This is a genomic window from Sinomonas notoginsengisoli (assembly GCF_021554725.1).
GTDB lineage: Bacteria > Actinomycetota > Actinomycetes > Actinomycetales > Micrococcaceae > Sinomonas > Sinomonas notoginsengisoli.
Map to the genome: position 1 here is coordinate 69,498 of NZ_JAIZDP010000012.1, position 16,471 is coordinate 85,968.

The following is a 16,471-nucleotide window of genomic DNA, read 5'->3' on the forward strand; positions in this document are numbered from 1 at the left end:
TCAGTCAGGACGCTGCTGTCCGCCACCCGCCGTGGTACTCGGTGCGGGCCACGGTGGAGTATGGCGCGGGGCTCACGACGGCGCGCACGTTGAACTGCTCGTGCGGCTCCACGGTGGTCTTCCGTGAACCTCCGTCCGGCTCGCCCCACACCACGCGCAGCTCGGTCCCGATCTCGACGTTCGGGTCGACGGTGGCCAGCGACAGGCCGCGGCGTTCGTTCGCGGTGACTCCGGTGAAGAGTGACAGCCCCACAATGGTCCCGTCCGCGTCGACGACCGAGTCGTAGTTCGAGGACCCGTAGTTGGCGTTGGGGATGTCGAAGAACTGGTAGCCGGGGCTGTCGCGGTCCAGGAAGGAGGCCCAGATGGCGGCGAGGTCCTCGTCATTCCAGGCCAGCGTGACTTTCTGGCGCTGTGCGGCCGGGTCGAGCTTCTCGAGCGCATCGCGGCCGATGAAGTCATGGTCGAACTTCACGAAGGGGCCGTAGCCGAGGTCCCAGGGGTTGAGGTAGTAGTCCTCGATGTCATCGGAGGCGAAGGAGCCGGCGAGGGCGTTGACCGCCTCGTAGCTCGCGGCGGGCAGCCATTCGCGGTAGGCGCGCTCTGCCTCGCCGGTGTAGATCGCCGGAAGCGGCGAGGGGATCCAGCCGGATTCCAGCGTGTTCGACGAGTAGGCCCGCGAGCCACACGGCTCGATGCCGAATTCGGCGCCCGCGGACAGGACCGCCTCGCGCACGGCGCCATGCTGCTCGTACGGACCCCAGATCTCGAGGCCAGGTGCCCCCGCCATGCCGTGGCGGAGGGTGCGGACCTGGCTGCCCGCGATCCCCATGTGGCCCATGTGGAAGAACTTGACCTTCTCGACGGTCCCGCCGGCGAGCTTCTCGATGATCTGCCACGCGTTGGGCCCCTGGATCTGGAATCGGTAGTACTCGCGGGAGACTGCCTGTCCGTACGGCCGCGAGGGCGAGCGGTCATCGTACGTGTACTCCAGCTCGTACCCGCCTGTCTCGGCGTGGAACTGGAGCCAGTTGGCCACCGGGTTCCTGCCCACGTAGACGTACTCGTCCTCGGCCTGATGGAACAGGATGCCGTCTCCGATTACGCCGCCGTTGGAGGCGACGGGCACGAACTGCTTGGCCGTGTCCACGGGAAAGTTCGCAAAGCTGTTGATGCCCGTATCGGACAGGAGCTTCAGCGCGTCTGGTCCCTTGAGGAAGAAGTTGACCATGTGATGCGTCTGGTCATACAGGACAGCGGTCTCGCGCCATGCCTTCTGCTCGCGGCGCCAGTTGGTGAACTCGGCTGGTACTACAGGGTAGATGTACGTCCCGAGCTGAGAGTTCCGGAGGTGTTCGACGGTGCTCTGCCGCGTTCCTCCGGCGGCATCGAGCACTTCCTGGAGATTCTTCGGGGCCATGGGGCCCTCCTTCACGACAACGCTCGCGGGATTGGTGACAATAATGTATTGGATGCCTTGACCCGAGGCTAGGGCCGTGGTTGTCTGGCCGAAGGAGGCGGTACAACGATGACTGAATCCCTCGCAGACGCCATTGCCCGCACGGGGAATCCGGTGGAATTCCTACGCAACCAGGACTGGCCGGCCTTCACCTTCCCGGTCGCCCCGGAATTCACCAACTGGCGCGACGAGCAGCGGGCGTGGAACACCACAGTGGCGCTCATGGACCAGTCGCACCACATGACCCAGCTCTTCCTCGGCGGCAAAGACCTCATCCCGCTGCTGGGTTCGATCTCCCCGAACACCTTCGCGACCTTCCGTCCCGGCGTCGCGAAGCAGCTCATCGCGGTCAACCAGGACGGCTACCTCATCGGTGACGGCATCCTCTTCTACAACGAGGACGCCCCGGAGGGGCTCGTTCTCATCGGCCACCACATCCTCATCGACTGGGTGCGCTTCAACGTCGAGAAGGCGCAGGCTGCGGGCAAGGATGTCCATCAGCGCCTCGAGTCCAACTCCCATATGCGCCAGGGACCGCCCACCTTCTACCGGTACGAGCTGCAGGGCCCCCGTGCGAATGAGGTGATGGAGAAGGTCTTTGCCGGCCCCATCCCGGAGATCAAGTTCTTCCACATCGGGGACGTCGGGATCGCGGGACGGCCAGCCAAGGCACTGCGGCACGGTATGGCAGGCCAGCCCGGATTCGAGTTCTACGGGCCATGGGAGGACCACGAGGTGGTGCTCAACGCGATCATGGAGGCGGGGGAGGAGTTCGGGATCCGCAGGGTCGGGGCCAAGGCCTACTCGGCGTCGCCGCTGGAGTCCGGGTGGGTGCCCACGCCGTTCCCGGCCATCTTCGACGATGATCTCGCCGAGTACCGCGAGTGGCTTCCGGCGGCGCGTGCAGGCTCGATTGGCGGCTCCCTGTACTCCGACGATGTCCATGACTACTACATGACGCCCTACGACATCGGTCTCGGCCGGTCCGTCCGGTTCGACCACGACTTCCATGGACGTGCCGCCCTTGAGAAGCATGCGGAGAACCAGCAGCGGCGGAAGGTGACCCTTATCTGGGACGCGGAGGACGTCGCCGCAGTGGTGCGGTCCCAGATGGAACCGGGCACGCCCGCGAAGTACCTGGACTTCCCCAAGTCCCGGTATGGCCTGTTCCAGATGGACGAGGTGGTCCGCGGAGGCGAGCGCGTGGGCATCTCGACCGACGCCGGGTACGTGGCCTACGACCAGCTCTACATGTCCCTCGCGACGCTGGATGCAGACGTTCCGGATGGGGCCGAGGTCGAGGTGGTCTGGGGCGAGGAACCGATTTCGCGCAAGGCAGCGGTTGACGCGGATCACCGCCAAGTGCGCATCCGCGCCACTGTGGCCCCCGCGCCGTACCACGAGTTCGCCCGTACCGTGTACCGCGCCAACTCCTGAGGCGCGCGGCGCGCCCGAGAGGAAGGACTGTGACGGACTGCACCTCGTTCGACATCGCGCATCTGGGCAATGTCGAGCTGCTCACGGCCAAGTTCGAGGAGAGCCTGTGGTTCTTCCGCGACCTCCTCGCGATGCGGGTGGTTGCCGAGGCGGGAGACGCCGGGAGGCCATCGGTGTACCTGTGTACGTGGGACGAGTACCAGCTCTACACGGTCAAGCTCACAGCGTCCGACGACGCCGGGGTGGGCCGCACGACCTTCCGTGCCACGAGTCAGGAGGCCCTTGAGCGGCGCGTGAAGGCCATCGAGGCGACGGGTCTGGGCGTCGGCTGGGAGGACGGCGAGGTGGGCACAGGCCCCACCTACTCGTTCGGGGACCCGGACGGGCACCACATGGGGATCTACTACGACACCGAGCGGTACGTCGCCACGGACGACAAGCCGGCGCTGAAGAACCAGGCGTCCGCGTTCCCGGGCCGTGGTGTGAATGCTCGGCGCCTGGACCACATCAACTACCTCGCCAAGGACGTCGTGGCCAACGGCGCCTTCGTCGCGAAGGCCCTGCGCGGGCGCGAGTCCGAGCGGATCAGGCTCGACGACGGCGGCTACGCGGCGTGGTGGTTCCACTTCAACAACAAGTCCTACGACATCGTCTACTCCGATGACTGGCTCAAGCACGGCAACAGGCTCCATCACGTCGCCTTCGCCCCGGACACCCGTGAAGACATCCTCAAGGCCGCGGACATCTTCCTCGAGAACGGCATCCATATCGAGTCGGGCCCGCACAAGCACGCGATCAACCAGACTTTCTTCCTCTACGTGTGGGAGCCCGGCGGCAACCGGATCGAGCTCGCCAACGCGGGCGCCCGCCTCTTGCTCGACCCGGACTCGCCGGTGGTCGAGTGGAGCCAGGAGGAGCGCAAGAAGGGCCAGGCCTGGGGCATGAAGACCATCGAGACCTTCCATACGCACGGCACGCCGGTCGTTCGCACCGACCTGACGTGAGAGACAACCACCAAGAACGCGCACATAAGGAATGTGGAATCCATGACTGAGACCCTGAACACGCCCGCCCCCGTAGCGCCCGTGAGCACAGGCCTGTACATCGGCGGTTCGGAACGACGAGCCGCAGACTCCCTCGAGGTGCTCGACCCGGGCAAGCCGGGCGTCGTCGTCGGCCACGCCGCCGCCGCAAGCCCGGGCGACGTCGAGGACGCGATCGCGGCCGCGAAGGCCGCCTACCCGCAATGGAGCGCGATGACTCCCCAGGAGCGTGCCGAGCAGATGCGTATCGCCCTTCAGGGGATCGCCGAGGCTCGCGACGAGGATGCGGCGATCCTCTCCCAGGAGAACGGCAAGATCCGGATCGAGGCGTGGGTCGATTCCCTGGTGTTCGAGATCCGCTGGAATCTCGCACTCGCACTCGCAGACGAGGTCGCGGTGGGCAAGGTCCTCGAGCCCGCCCCTGGAATCCCCGTCACGACCGCGGTCGCGTACCAGCCGCTCGGCGTCGTGACCGTGATCGTGCCGTTCAACTGGCCGATCGCCATCCTTGCGGCCTCCCTCCCGCACGCACTCCTTGCCGGCAATACCGCGATCGTCAAGCCGCCGCCCACCACCCCCCTCGCCACCACCCGCGTGGTCCAGCGCATCGCCGAGAAGCTGCCGCCCGGCGTGCTCAACGTCGTGACCGGCAAGGACGCCGACATGTCCGCCCTCATCACGAGTCCGGACATCGCGAAGGTCTGCTTCACGGGCAGCGTCGCGGGCGGCAAGCGGATCATGCAGATGGCCTCGTCCTCGCTGACGAGGGTCACCCTCGAGCTGGGCGGCAACGACCCCGCCGTCATCCTCGAGGACGCGACCCTCGACGACGCCGAGCTCGACCGCCTCTACGCCGCGGTCTTCGACACCACCGGCCAGATCTGCATGAATGCGAAGCGCATCTATGTTCACCGCTCGCGCCTCGACGAGGTGGCTGCCGGGCTGGCGGCGCGCCTCGAGAAGGCCGTCATCGGATATGGGCTGGACGAGGGCACCACGATGGGCCCGCTGCACTCGCCCGTGCAGAAGGCGTTCGTCGCGGAGCTCATCGAGGAGGCCAAGGCGTCCGGCGCCGAGGTGCGCGAGTTCGGCGAGCTGCCGAGCGACCCGGCTCTCGCGGGCGGCAACTACCTGCGCCCGGCGCTCGTGATCGACCCTGACCCGTCTCTGCGCGTCGTCACGCACGAGCAGTTCGGTCCCGTCATCCCGCTGCTGCCGTTCGACACGGAGGAGGATGCGGTTACCGCGGCCAATGACACGTGGGCAGGCCTCTGCGGCTCGGTTTGGTCCTCCGACCCTGAGCACGCCAACCGGATCGGCAGCCAGCTCGCGTGCGGGTACGTGTGGGTGAACGACCACGGCGCCACACGGCTTGACCTGAGGGCCCCGTTCGGGGGCATGAAGCAGTCCGGGTTCGGGCGCGAGCAGGGCATCGAGGGAGTCCGCGCTTTCCAGGACACGCGTTCCATTGCTCATCTGGACCCAGAGGCGCTCGCGGCCGGCTGACGGGTATGGGCAGGGTGGCGCTGGCGCCGGCATCCTCGCCTCGTGCCTTCTCGTCCCCGTGGCGATTGGCGTATGGGCGGCAGCTGCCACGCCTGGCTGCCGCGAGGCGCCATGTCCTCGGCCATTCCTGAATCCCTATAGACAGTCCCTATCTACATAGGTAAAGTCGAACGCAGGCGCATCGACGCGCCGCTGCCGAAAGGACTCGGATCGTGGCAAGAACTGCTCCCGCGGCGAACAGCGCAGCATCCCTCGAACTCATCGACGGCTTCTCTCTGGAAATGACCGGCAAGGACGTCCAGGCCCTCGCCGAGGCGAAGGACAGGATTCCGTCCGGCACCCGGATCAGCGTCACGTTCCTCGGCAACGAGGACCTCGCGATGCGCATCGCTGCGGCGCAGGCCGTCCTCGACCGCGGGTTCGTCCCAGTCCCCCACGTCTCCGCCCGCCGGCTCAAGTCCCAGGGCGAGCTCGAGGAGTTCCTCGGCCGGCTCCAGGAGATCGGCGCCTCGGAGCACATCTTCACCATCGGCGGCGACCCGGCCGTCCCCGAAGGGCCCTACGAGGACTCCCTCGCCGTGATCTCCAGCGGCGTCCTGCAGCAGTACGGCGTCCATGAGGTGGGCATCGGAGGCTATCCGGAGGGCCACCCGGACATCTCTCGCGACGCCCTCGAGCATGCTTTCTGGGACAAGGTGGCGGCGCTGAAGGACCAGGGCCTGGGGATGTTCGTGACGACCCAGTTCGCGTTCGACACCGAGCCTGTCGTCGCCTGGATCGACGCCGTGCGGGCCAGGGGCATCGACGGGCCGATCCGCGTGGGCACTCCGGGGCCCGCGGGCATCAGGCGCCTGCTGAACTTCGCGCGGCGGTTCGGCGTGGGAGCGAACGCCATGATCGTGAAGAAGTACGGGTTCTCGCTCACCAACCTGATGGGCGACGCCGGCCCCGACCACTTCGTGGACGACCTCGCCGCGGTGCTCGCCTCGGCACCGAGCACGGACGATGCTGGCAGCGGGCTGGGGATCGCAGGGCACGTCGGCCTGCACTTCTACACCTTCGGCGGCCTCGCCGCCACGGCGGACTGGGCGCGCAGGTTCACCGACGAGCGCAGCTGAGGGCCCGGACATGCCGCTGCACACGGAATCCTGGAAGGACCGGGCCTGCCTGATCGTGCATGGGCCGGACCGTCCCGGGATCGTCGCCGCCGTCGCCGCCCTGGTGACGCGCAATCGCGGCAACATCGTCACGCTCGACCAGTACTCGTCCGATCCCACGGGCGGGGATTTCTTCCAGCGCGTCGAGTTCATGCGGCCCGAGCTCGCGGTCGCCATGCCGGAGATCGAGGCGGACCTGGCCGAGACACTCGGCTCCATGGGCATGCAGTGGTCCCTCACCGACCGCTCCATGCCCAAGCGCATGGCGATCATGGTCTCGACCTCGGACCACTGCCTCCTTGAGCTGCTCTGGAGGCACCGCCGCGGCGAGCTGCCCGTGACCATTCCGATGGTGATCTCCAACCACACCAGCACCGCCGAGGACGTGCGCTCATTCGGGGTGCCCTTCTTCCACGTGCCTTCCACAGGCCCGGACAAGAGGGCGGCGCAGGAGGAGATCCTCAGGCTCCTGGCCGGGAACGTGGACTTCGTGGTGCTTGCGCGCTACATGCAGATTCTCTCCGGGGACTTCCTCGACCGGGTCGGCGTCCCATTCATCAACATCCACCACTCCTTCCTCCCGGCCTTCATCGGCGCCGCCCCGTACCGCAAGGCCAAGGAACGGGGAGTGAAGCTCATCGGGGCGACCGCCCACTACGTGACCAAGGACCTCGACGAGGGGCCGATCATCGAGCAGGACGTTGCCCGTGCCACCCACGCGCACACGGCCGCAGACCTGGCGGCCCGCGGCGCGTACGTGGAGCGGGCCGTGCTCTCCCGCGCCGTCCAGTGGCATGCCGAGGACCGCGTCATCCGGCACGGCAACCACACCATTGTCTTCTAATACACCTTCCATCACAGTCCCATCAGAGACAGAACGAGAGGTTCATCGTGGCACCCAAGAATCTGCAGGAAGTCCTCGACTCGTCCAAGGGCGCGGTCGACCTGCTGCGCAACTCACAGATCGGCTCGTACATCTACCCGGTGGTCCCCGCCGACTTCCAGAACTGGATCAAGGAGCAGAAGGCGTGGCGCGACACCGCGGTGCTCTATGACCAGTCGCACCACATGGACAACCTGTTCATCAAGGGCTCTGACGCGATCAAGCTCATCAGCGCGACTGCGATCAACTCCACCGCGAACTTCCCCGTCAACAAGGCGAAGCAGTTCGTGCCCACCACCGAAACCGGACACGTGATCGGTGACGGCATCCTCTTCCGGGAGGCCGAGGACGAGTACACCTACGTGGGCCGCGCCCCCGTGACCAACTGGCTACTCTTCCACGGCGAGACTGGCGGCTACAGCAACCTGGACATCACCGCGGACCGTCGCTCGCCGTCCCGGCCTTACGGCCACGCCGTCTCGCGCCAGTACTACCGCTTCCAGATCCAGGGCCCGAATGCGTGGCAGGTCATCGAGAAGCTCAATGGGGGCACCCTCGAGCAGCTGAAGTTCTTCAACATGTCCACCATGACCATCGACGGCACCACCGTGCGCACGCTCCGCCATGGCATGGCCGGAGCGCCGGGGCTCGAGGTCTGGGGCCCCTACGCGGACCACGACCGCATCATGAACGCGATCGTCGAGGCCGGGGCAGAGTTCGGGCTCGTTCCTGTGGGCTCGCGCGCCTACCCATCCAACACCCTCGAATCCGGCTGGATCCCCTCGCCACTTCCCGCCATCTACACCGGGGAGGCCGAGCGCGCCTACCGCGAATGGCTTCCCGCCGACGGCTACGAGGCAACCGGCACACTTGCGGGCTCGTTCGTCTCCGAGAACATCGAGGACTACTACCTCACCCCTTGGGAGCTCGGTTACGGCTCGTTCGTCAAGTTCGACCACGACTTCATCGGCCGCGACGCCCTCGAGAAGGTCGACCCCGAGACCCAGCGGCGCAAGGTCACGCTCGCATGGAACGCCGAGGACATGACGAAGCTCTTCGGCTCGCTGTTCGACACCACGGGCCCGCAGTACAAGTTCTTCGACCTGCCGCTGGCCAACTACGGCTCGGCCAACTACGACTCGGTGGTGGATGCGGACGGCAGTGTGGTGGGCTACTCGATGTTCACCGGCTACAGCGCGAACGAGCGCACGGCGCTCTCCCTCGCGACCGTCGACCCGAACGTGCCCGAGGGCGCCGAAGTCAAGGTCGTCTGGGGCGAGCCGAACGGCGGAAGCTCGAAGGCCGCGGTCGAGCCGCACGAGCAGATCGAGATGCGCGCCGTGGTAAGCCCCGTTCCGTACTCTGCCGTCGTGCGCTCCGAGTACCACGGCGGGTGGCGCACCAAGTACCAGTCCGCCTAAGTTTGAAAGCCGGCACGGGGCCAGCCTGGGCGCTGCCTCCGTGCCGGTCCCACACGCCGGACCCGGGAGGGGCCCATGAGCCTGAGATTCGCGCTGCTGGCCCTGCTCAGGGTGGGCCCGCTCTCCGGCTATGACCTGCAGAAGCAGTTCTCACTCTCCGTGGGCCACGTATGGCATGCCCCCGACTCCCAGATCTACCCCGAACTGCGCAAGATGGAGGCTGAGGGGCTCATCGAGGGTGAGGAGCAGGCCCGGGGCCAGCGCGGCACGCGGAAGGTGTACCACGTGACGGAGGCGGGCGAGGACGCTTTCCTCGACTGGATGCGGGCCCCGCTCGAGTACGCACGGGTCCGGGACCCGGCGCACCTGCGCGCGGCGTACCTCGAGGCGACCACGCCCGAGGCAGCGCGCGAGTTCTTCCGTGCCCACATCTCACAGTGGGAGGGTGAGCTGGCCCAGTGGGAGGGCGAGCTCCAGCGGATCGCGGCCGTCTCCAACCCGATGCTCGCCCTACGGCTCGCGGCCACGGCGCCCGAGGACCGCGAGCGGACGATCGCGTTCAAGCGATTCACGTACGAGGGCCTCGTGGAACGCGCGCAGGGGGAGATCGCCTGGGCTCGGAGGGGACTGGCCCTCGTCGACGCCCTTGCCGAGGACGGCGTCTGGTCATCGGCAGCAGAGCTCGGGGCGTAGGAACTTCGCAGGACTGCGGCTTGCCGGGCGCCTCCGGCTGGCGCGCGGCCGTGAACACCAAAAGTCATGCCCCGAAGGGTCTTGACGTGCGGCCCTCATGGTTAATAAAATCGAGTTACAAATTAATCCGGTCGGCCCGAGATCCCCAGCACTCGGGTCGACGCCCGTCAGCAGGGCGCTCCGTCCGTCACCCGGCGGGCGGGGCACCCCGCCGACCCGGCGCCGTCGTCCGCGCCAGAACCCGCTCCCGCCGGAACCCTCCAGTGCCAGAGCCCGAGGCCGTGTCCACGACAGCTGGGGTTCCATTTCCCCCCGGCGCTTACGCCACTTCCTGGAAGTCCTCGGACATGACCACTCAAGCATCTCCCCCCGCAGCCCACGCCTACGGCTGGGTGCCAGACGTCCCCGACCAGCGCGATTTCCTCTACGCCGCCCCGCATACCGTGCTGGCCTCGCTCCCGCCGTCAGTGGACCTCACCGCACAGTGTCCGCCGGTCTACGATCAGGGCCAGCTCGGCTCCTGCACGGCCAACGCGATCGGCGGGGCCCTCGAATTCGATGCAGGCAAGCAGGGCATCGCCGGCTACACGACGCCGTCGAGGCTCTTCATCTACTACAACGAGCGCACCATGGAGCACACCGTGGCGAGCGATTCCGGGGCGCAGATCCGCGACGGCGTGAAGTCCGTCGGCACCCAGGGCGCATGCCCCGAGACGGAGTGGCCGTATGTCATCGGCGAGTTCGCGGCCCAGCCGCCCGCTCAGTGCTACACGGACGCGAAGCAGCACCGCGCGATCGCCTATCAGCGCGTGGCCCGGACCCTGACCCAGATGCAGGGCTGCCTCGCTGCCGGCTACCCGTTCGTGCTCGGCATCACGGTCTACGAGTCGTTTGAGAGCCCGGAAGTGGCCCAGACGGGCGTCGTGCCGATGCCCGGGCCGTCCGAACAGGTGCTCGGCGGCCACGCGGTCCTCGCCGTCGGGTATGACAATGCGGCCCAGACGTTCCGCGTCCGCAACTCGTGGGGATCCGGCTGGGGCCAGGCCGGCTACTTCACCCTGCCGTACCAGTACCTCCTCTCCTCGGGCCTCTCGAGCGACTTCTGGACCATCCGGACGCTGGCCTGACACCATGCAGTACGAGCGCCACACCGCCGCTGCGGCGACTGATCCCGCGGCGGCGGACCCCGAGCCCCACATCCTCGAACTGCGCGTGCACGGTGTCCGCAACACCCCGCCGCAGGAGATGCTCGGCACCACCGTAGACCGGATCGCGCTCGCGCACGACGGCGCGATCCCCCTAGGCGACAAGCTCGCCGGCTTCTACACCACGAGGGATCGCGACCCGGAGGCCCGGACGCGCCTCGAGGCGTACAGCTGGGGCAACCTCGACCGCTTCGCGAAGGGCCGCAGCTTCCTCACCGGCGTGTGGCGCACGGCCTACAACGTGGTGTGGTTCCTCGTTGCGCCCTTCGGCTTTGCCAACGCCGGCTACTGGGCGCGGGCGTTCGAGACCGATCCCCGCCGCGAGGGCGGCCTGCGCACCGGCAGCGGCGGCGGGATCACGCGGCTGTTCGCCCTCGCGCTCACCCTCCTGCTCACGGCCGCCGTCTCGACGGTCGTGTTCGACCTCGTCGCGGTCCAGTGCTTCCTCCCCGCGGACCAGACCGGGGCGTGGCGCGTGTGCAGCGCCCTTCCGGGCCAGCTCGACGGGCTCGGCCAGTGGACCCGAGGCCAGCGGCTTGCGGTGTTCTCACTCGCGCCGCTCGCCGCCGTCGTGGTCATGGCCGTCCTGGGCCTGATCAGCGATGTCCGCTTCCGCACGCGAATCCACGACGCCGTGCGCGTGCGCGAGGCGCAGGGCGCACCGGACGCGCTCCCGCTCGCCGTGCCCGAGATGTGGATGCGACGGCGCGTCAATTCGCCCACGGGGCTCCTGCACCTCGCCGCGAGCGTGGACCTCGTCGTGGCCACGCTCGCGTGGGACGCCGTCCCGCACGACGGCGCCGCCGCACCGACGCTTTTCGGCCTCGCCCTCGCGCACCTCGCCCTCTCGGCGACGGTCATCGCGTTCTGGGCCAGGTCCGTACGCGCGCCGCATCCGGTCCCTGGCAGCGAGGGCCTGGCGGAGCGGATCCGCGGGAGCCGCGACGCGCAGGCCACCCTCCTGCTTTTCCTCGCCGTCGTGGTCTACATCCTGTGCCTCGTCCTGGAGATCTGGGGCGCCGGCACCAACGTGCCCGGACCGTTCGGTGGCGGGCAGATCACCCCGACGCTCATCCTCGTGGCCCTCACGGTGCTCGCCACGGCTGGCTGCGTGGTGCGCGCGGGCTACAACGAGTGGATCGCCGCGGCCGTCCTCTCCGTCGGTACGGCCGCGCTCTGGGCCTTCCTGGCCGGTTGGCTCGACCAGTTCGGGTGGGGCGCCAATGCGGCGGCGATCGTCGTCGTCGTGCTCAGCGGGGTGGTGGTTGTCGTCCCGTACCTGGCGATGCGCCGAAGGAATGCGCGTGTCCGCGAGGAGGCCTGGCACGGTGCAGGGCCAGGGGTGTTCATGTTCATCGGTCTCCTGCTCGGCGCGTTCCTCGCGAGCGCCTTGGCCCTCGGTGCGGGCTCGTACCTTCGCTCGGGCCGGTTCCAGACTCGCGGTATCCCGGGGGATCCCCTCTTCCGCGACGTGTCCCTTCCGTCCGGGGCGCAGGACATCACCATTCCGATGGCCTTCTGGGCCTTCGGCGGGGTGCTCGGTCTCATGGCCGCCCTCGTGCTGCTTGCGCTCATTGTTGTGGGGCTCCTGAAGCTGCGCAGCTCGACCATTGACGTCCCGGCCATCGATGCGTCCGAGGAGGTCTACCGCCTCGAGATCGTGAAGCAGCGCCGTGCGAGCGCGTTCCTCCAGCGCGCCGAGCCGCTCCTGCACTTCCTCGCGTGGACCGTGGGCATCGCCGTCGCCGCGTCGATGGCGCTCGCGGTGCTGTGGGAGAACCGGGACCACAGCGGACGCTGGGCCTGGGTGCGGGGGGTGCTCACGGGCGCGCTCGGCGGCGACTCCGTGACCGCAATGTGGCAGGCCGGCCAGCTCGTGGTCCTCACCACCGTGGTGCTCGGTGGCACCGCTGTCCTCGGGCTGGCCGTGGCCAAGGCCGCGTCGCCGGACGCCGCGCGGCCGCTCGGGCTCCTGTGGGACCTCATGGCGTGGCTCCCACGAGCCGCGCACCCGTTCGGACCAGCGTGCTACAGCGAGCGCGCGGTCCCCGAACTCGCAGACCGGATGATCCGCTGGCTCGAGCCGGACGGCGTGCCGGACCCTCGCCGGCGCGTCCTCCTGTCGACCCACAGCCTCGGGACGGTCCTGGGGGTCGCGGCCCTGTTCCACCTGGCCGCGATTCACCGCGACGATCTCGTCCCGCGCGTGCGGTTCCTGAGCTTCGGGATGCAGCTGCGCCCGTACTTCGGGCGGTTCTTCCCCGAGCTGTTCGGGCCGGATGTGCTCGGGACCCCGGGGGTCGGGGCGCCGTCGTTCTGGACCGCCGATCCGTGGAAGGGCAAGGACCTGCCGGTTATCGACACGCCGCCGCGCAGCCGCGCCCGGGTCCTCGAGCGGACGCGCATGCTCGACGACCCGGAGCTGAACGGGCACGACGGCGCGCGCTCGGCCGCCGCGGGCCCGCTCACGAGGCTGCTGGAGACGGGGGCGAACGGCTCCGCCGCACCGACAGCAGCCCTGCCTGCACAACCCGTGTGGCTCAACCTGTGGCGGCGCACCGATTTCCTCGGGTTCCCGGGCTATTCCTACTCCCAGGACGCGAACGCCCTCGACCGCCTGGCCCTCGAGATGGAGCCCGACTCGTACATGGCGCAGGTCGCGACCCACGGCAACTACCTGCCTACCGTGGCCTACCTCGCCGCCCGCCGCGATCTCATCGCAGACTGGTAGCCCGCGCCTTCTCGCCCGCGCCCTCGGGAGGCGAGTCGAGTCAGCGCGGTGCGATGCGCTCGAGTCGGCGCGCCCAGCTCGGCGTGTGCTCGGGACGCGGGCCGATCGCGATGAACCGCGCCGGGATGGCCTGCAGGATGGGGAACCGCGCGAGCACCCGCAGCGGCAGGGGAATCGCCGTCCGTGACGTGGCGATCTCGCCCTTGAGGGCCCTGCTCACGATGCCCCGCGCCGCCGCACGCTGGAAGGCTTGGACGAGCACCGTGGGCAGGAGCCTGCGCCGTCGCACTTCTGAGAGGACGTCGGCTGGGACCGGCCCGGGGTGGTGCCGCATCCACTGGCCGACGATCTGCGCCGTCGCGACGGCGTCCTGGATGGCGAGGTTGATGCCGACCCCGCCCACGGGGGACATGGGGTGGGCTGCGTCGCCAATCAGGAGCAGGCCGTCGCGGTGCCATTCCTCGAGCCGCTCGAGGATGATGTTCAGGAGCTTGACGTCGTCGAGCGAGGCCGGGGAGGCGTCGAGCCGGTCTGCGAGCCACGGCTGCAGGCGCGCGAGCTTCTCCCTGAACGCCCCGAGGCCCTCGGCGCGCAGGGCTGCGTCGGCACCCTTGGCGATGAGGTAGCCGCACTGCCACGTGTCGCCGCGGTCGATCATGATCATGAACTCATGGCCCGAGAGGCGCCCGATCCCGCCGCCTGGATCCCCCTCGTGGCGGGGGACGCGGAACCACCAGATGTCCACGGGGGAGCCGAACGTGCGCGGGATCAGGCCCGCCGCCTCGCGTACGGTCGACCACCGCCCGTCGCACGCGACGACGAGGTCCGCGGCCAGGACGTGCCCAGAGGATGTCGACTCCGCTACGCTGCGCTCACCCACTGCAGGCTCAACCACTGCAGGCTCAACCACTGCAGGCTCACCCACTGCGGGCTCACCCACCGCGTAGTCCCGCAAGCCCACCCCGGCGACGCGCCCGGCGTCGTGCGTCAGGCCCACCACCTCGGCCGAGCGTACGAGCGTGAAGTGCGGCTCGCGCTCGGCCGCTCCCGCGAGCATCTCGAGGAAGTCCCACTGCGGAACGAAGGCGACATGCGGATGGAGGCCGGGAAGGGCCCGGCCGAAGTCGGCGAGCCGGACGGTGCCGGCGTCGAGCTGGATCTCGACCGAGTCCACGAGGCGGTGGGGGAGCGCGGCGAAGGCGGAGCCGAGGCCCAGTTCGTCGAGGAGGCCGAGCGTCGAGGCGTGTACGGTGTCGCCCCGGAAGTCGCGCAGAAAGTCAGGGTGCTTCTCGAGCACCACGGTGTCGATCCCGCCGCGCGCGAGCAGGAGCCCGAGGAACATGCCCGCGGGCCCGCCGCCGACCACCGCCACGCGTGTCCGCTCCGGTGCAGCCATGCCTTCAGCGTACGCGGCGGGGGACTCCCTCGGGCGGCGGACGCCGACGCGGGCGACGGAAGCGCATCCACGCTCGTCGCCGGCCGCCGAATGCGCCGCGAACGCGCCGAATGCGGGCGACGACGGAACGATTCTTCCGCCGTCGTCCGCATTCACGGTGCGCCGCACCACGGGCTCAGCCGGCCGCGGCACTCGTCGTAGTCACCGGGCTTCCGCGCGGCCTAGTTCTTGATGTACCCGTTCGGGTTGAGGACGTACTTGCTGGCCGCGCCGGAATCGAACTCGGCGTAGCCGCGCGGGGCGTCGTCGAGGCTGATGGCCTTCGCGTTGACGTTCTTCCCGATCGACACGCGATCATGGAGGATCGCCATCATGAGCTGGCGGTTGTACTTCATGACCGGGCACTGGCCCGTGGTGAAGGACAGCGACTTGGCCCACCCGGTGCCCAGGCTCAGCGAGAGGGAGCCCTTCTTTGCGGCGTCGTCGATGCCGCCGGGATCGCCGGTCACGTAGAGGCCCGGGATGCCGAGGGCCCCGCCTGCCGCCGTGATGTCCATGAGCGAGTTGAGCACGGTGGCCGGAGCTTCGCTCGCGCCCGTGCCGTGGCCCTTCGCTTCGAACCCGACCGCGTCCACGCCGCAGTCCACGAGGGGCTCGCCGAGTATCTGCTCGATCTGCTCCGCCGGGCCGCCCTTGGTGAGGTCCACCGTCTCGCAGCCGAAGCTCGCGGCCTGCTTGAGCCGGTCCGCGTTCATGTCTCCGACGATCACGACGGCGGCCCCCAGCAGGAGCGCGCCCGTCGCCGCCGCGAGGCCCACCGGTCCGGCGCCCGCGACGTACACGGTCGACCCCACGCCAACGCCCGCCGTGACGGCACCGTGGAACCCGGTCGGGAAGATGTCCGAGAGCATGGTGAGGTCCATGATCTTCTCGAGCGCCTGATCCTTGTCGGGGAACTTGAGGCAGTTGAAGTCCGCGTACGGCACGAGCACGTAGTTGGCCTGGCCTCCGACCCATCCGCCCATGTCCACATACCCGTAGGCTGAGCCAGGCCGGTCGGGATTGACGTTGAGGCAGATCCCTGTCTTGCGCTCCTTGCAGTTCCGGCAGCGCCCGCACGCGATGTTGAACGGGACGGAGACGAGGTCTCCGACCTTGAGGAATTCGACGTCCGGCCCCGTCTCGACCACCTCGCCGGTGATCTCGTGCCCGAGCACGAGGTTCGGGGGAGCCGTGGTGCGGCCGCGGACCATGTGCTGGTCGGAGCCGCAGATATTGGTGGCGACGGTCTTGAGGATGACTCCGTGCGGGACCTTCCGCCCAACGTTGGCCGGATTGACGCCGGGCCCGTCCTTGAGCTCGAACGTCGGATAGTCGATGTCGATGACCTCGACCTTGCCTGGGCTCTTGTACGCGACTGCTTGATTGCCTGCCATAGTTCCGGTACCTCTCTGCTGCAGTGAAGCAGGGGCCCCCGCCCCTGCGGTGCTGATTCAGCGGACCGTCCACGACGCCGGCAGCGCCTTGGGAAAACGCGTGG

Annotated in this window: 12 protein-coding genes; 9 read left to right on the plus strand and 3 right to left on the minus strand. The window is 68.6% G+C overall.

Features of this window, described 5'->3' with window-relative positions; all coding sequences use genetic code 11:
• Window positions 1-4 precede the first annotated feature (4 nt).
• Complete coding sequence (gene ligM, locus LF262_RS15125; protein WP_235781233.1) at window positions 5-1,420, minus strand: vanillate/3-O-methylgallate O-demethylase; 1,416 nt, start codon at window positions 1,418-1,420, stop codon at window positions 5-7.
• 108 nt (window positions 1,421-1,528) lie between these two features.
• On the opposite strand from ligM (LF262_RS15125), the gene LF262_RS15130 reads away from it, so the two are divergent.
• The 9 genes from LF262_RS15130 (at window position 1,529) to LF262_RS15170 (ending at window position 13,535) form a co-directional block, all read left to right on the plus strand.
• Window positions 1,529-2,896, plus strand: coding sequence for an aminomethyl transferase family protein (locus tag LF262_RS15130; protein ID WP_235781234.1), 1,368 nt, complete (start codon window positions 1,529-1,531; stop codon window positions 2,894-2,896).
• A 29-nt stretch (window positions 2,897-2,925) separates the two neighbouring features.
• Complete coding sequence (locus LF262_RS15135) at window positions 2,926-3,900, plus strand: VOC family protein (protein ID WP_235781235.1); 975 nt, start codon at window positions 2,926-2,928, stop codon at window positions 3,898-3,900.
• Between the two features lie 42 nt (window positions 3,901-3,942).
• Window positions 3,943-5,445, plus strand: coding sequence for an aldehyde dehydrogenase family protein (locus LF262_RS15140; protein ID WP_235781236.1), 1,503 nt, complete (start codon window positions 3,943-3,945; stop codon window positions 5,443-5,445).
• A gap of 212 nt (window positions 5,446-5,657) precedes the next feature.
• Entirely contained in the window at window positions 5,658-6,563 is a 906-nt protein-coding gene (locus LF262_RS15145) for a methylenetetrahydrofolate reductase (RefSeq protein ID WP_308190546.1), read from the plus strand.
• Between the two features lie 10 nt (window positions 6,564-6,573).
• Window positions 6,574-7,446 carry a formyltetrahydrofolate deformylase gene (gene purU / locus LF262_RS15150; RefSeq protein WP_235781237.1) on the plus strand — a complete coding sequence of 291 codons (873 nt, stop codon included), beginning with the start codon at window positions 6,574-6,576 and terminating at the stop codon, window positions 7,444-7,446.
• A 47-nt stretch (window positions 7,447-7,493) separates the two neighbouring features.
• Window positions 7,494-8,906, plus strand: a complete 1,413-nt coding sequence (gene ligM / locus LF262_RS15155) for a vanillate/3-O-methylgallate O-demethylase (protein ID WP_235781238.1) — start codon at window positions 7,494-7,496, stop codon at window positions 8,904-8,906.
• A gap of 75 nt (window positions 8,907-8,981) precedes the next feature.
• Window positions 8,982-9,599 carry a PadR family transcriptional regulator gene (locus LF262_RS15160; protein WP_235781239.1) on the plus strand — a complete coding sequence of 206 codons (618 nt, stop codon included), beginning with the start codon at window positions 8,982-8,984 and terminating at the stop codon, window positions 9,597-9,599.
• 347 nt (window positions 9,600-9,946) lie between these two features.
• Window positions 9,947-10,726, plus strand: a complete 780-nt coding sequence (locus LF262_RS15165) for a C1 family peptidase (protein ID WP_235781240.1) — start codon at window positions 9,947-9,949, stop codon at window positions 10,724-10,726.
• Between the two features lie 4 nt (window positions 10,727-10,730).
• Window positions 10,731-13,535 carry a hypothetical protein gene (locus LF262_RS15170; RefSeq protein WP_235781241.1) on the plus strand — a complete coding sequence of 935 codons (2,805 nt, stop codon included), beginning with the start codon at window positions 10,731-10,733 and terminating at the stop codon, window positions 13,533-13,535.
• Between the two features lie 40 nt (window positions 13,536-13,575).
• Here the strand turns inward: LF262_RS15170 and LF262_RS15175 are convergent, their stop codons facing one another.
• Both LF262_RS15175 and fdhA read right to left on the minus strand, forming a co-directional pair.
• Entirely contained in the window at window positions 13,576-14,931 is a 1,356-nt protein-coding gene (locus LF262_RS15175) for an FAD-dependent oxidoreductase (RefSeq protein ID WP_235781242.1), read from the minus strand.
• 221 nt (window positions 14,932-15,152) lie between these two features.
• Window positions 15,153-16,367, minus strand: coding sequence for a formaldehyde dehydrogenase, glutathione-independent (fdhA, locus tag LF262_RS15180; RefSeq protein ID WP_235781243.1), 1,215 nt, complete (start codon window positions 16,365-16,367; stop codon window positions 15,153-15,155).
• Window positions 16,368-16,471 lie beyond the last annotated feature (104 nt).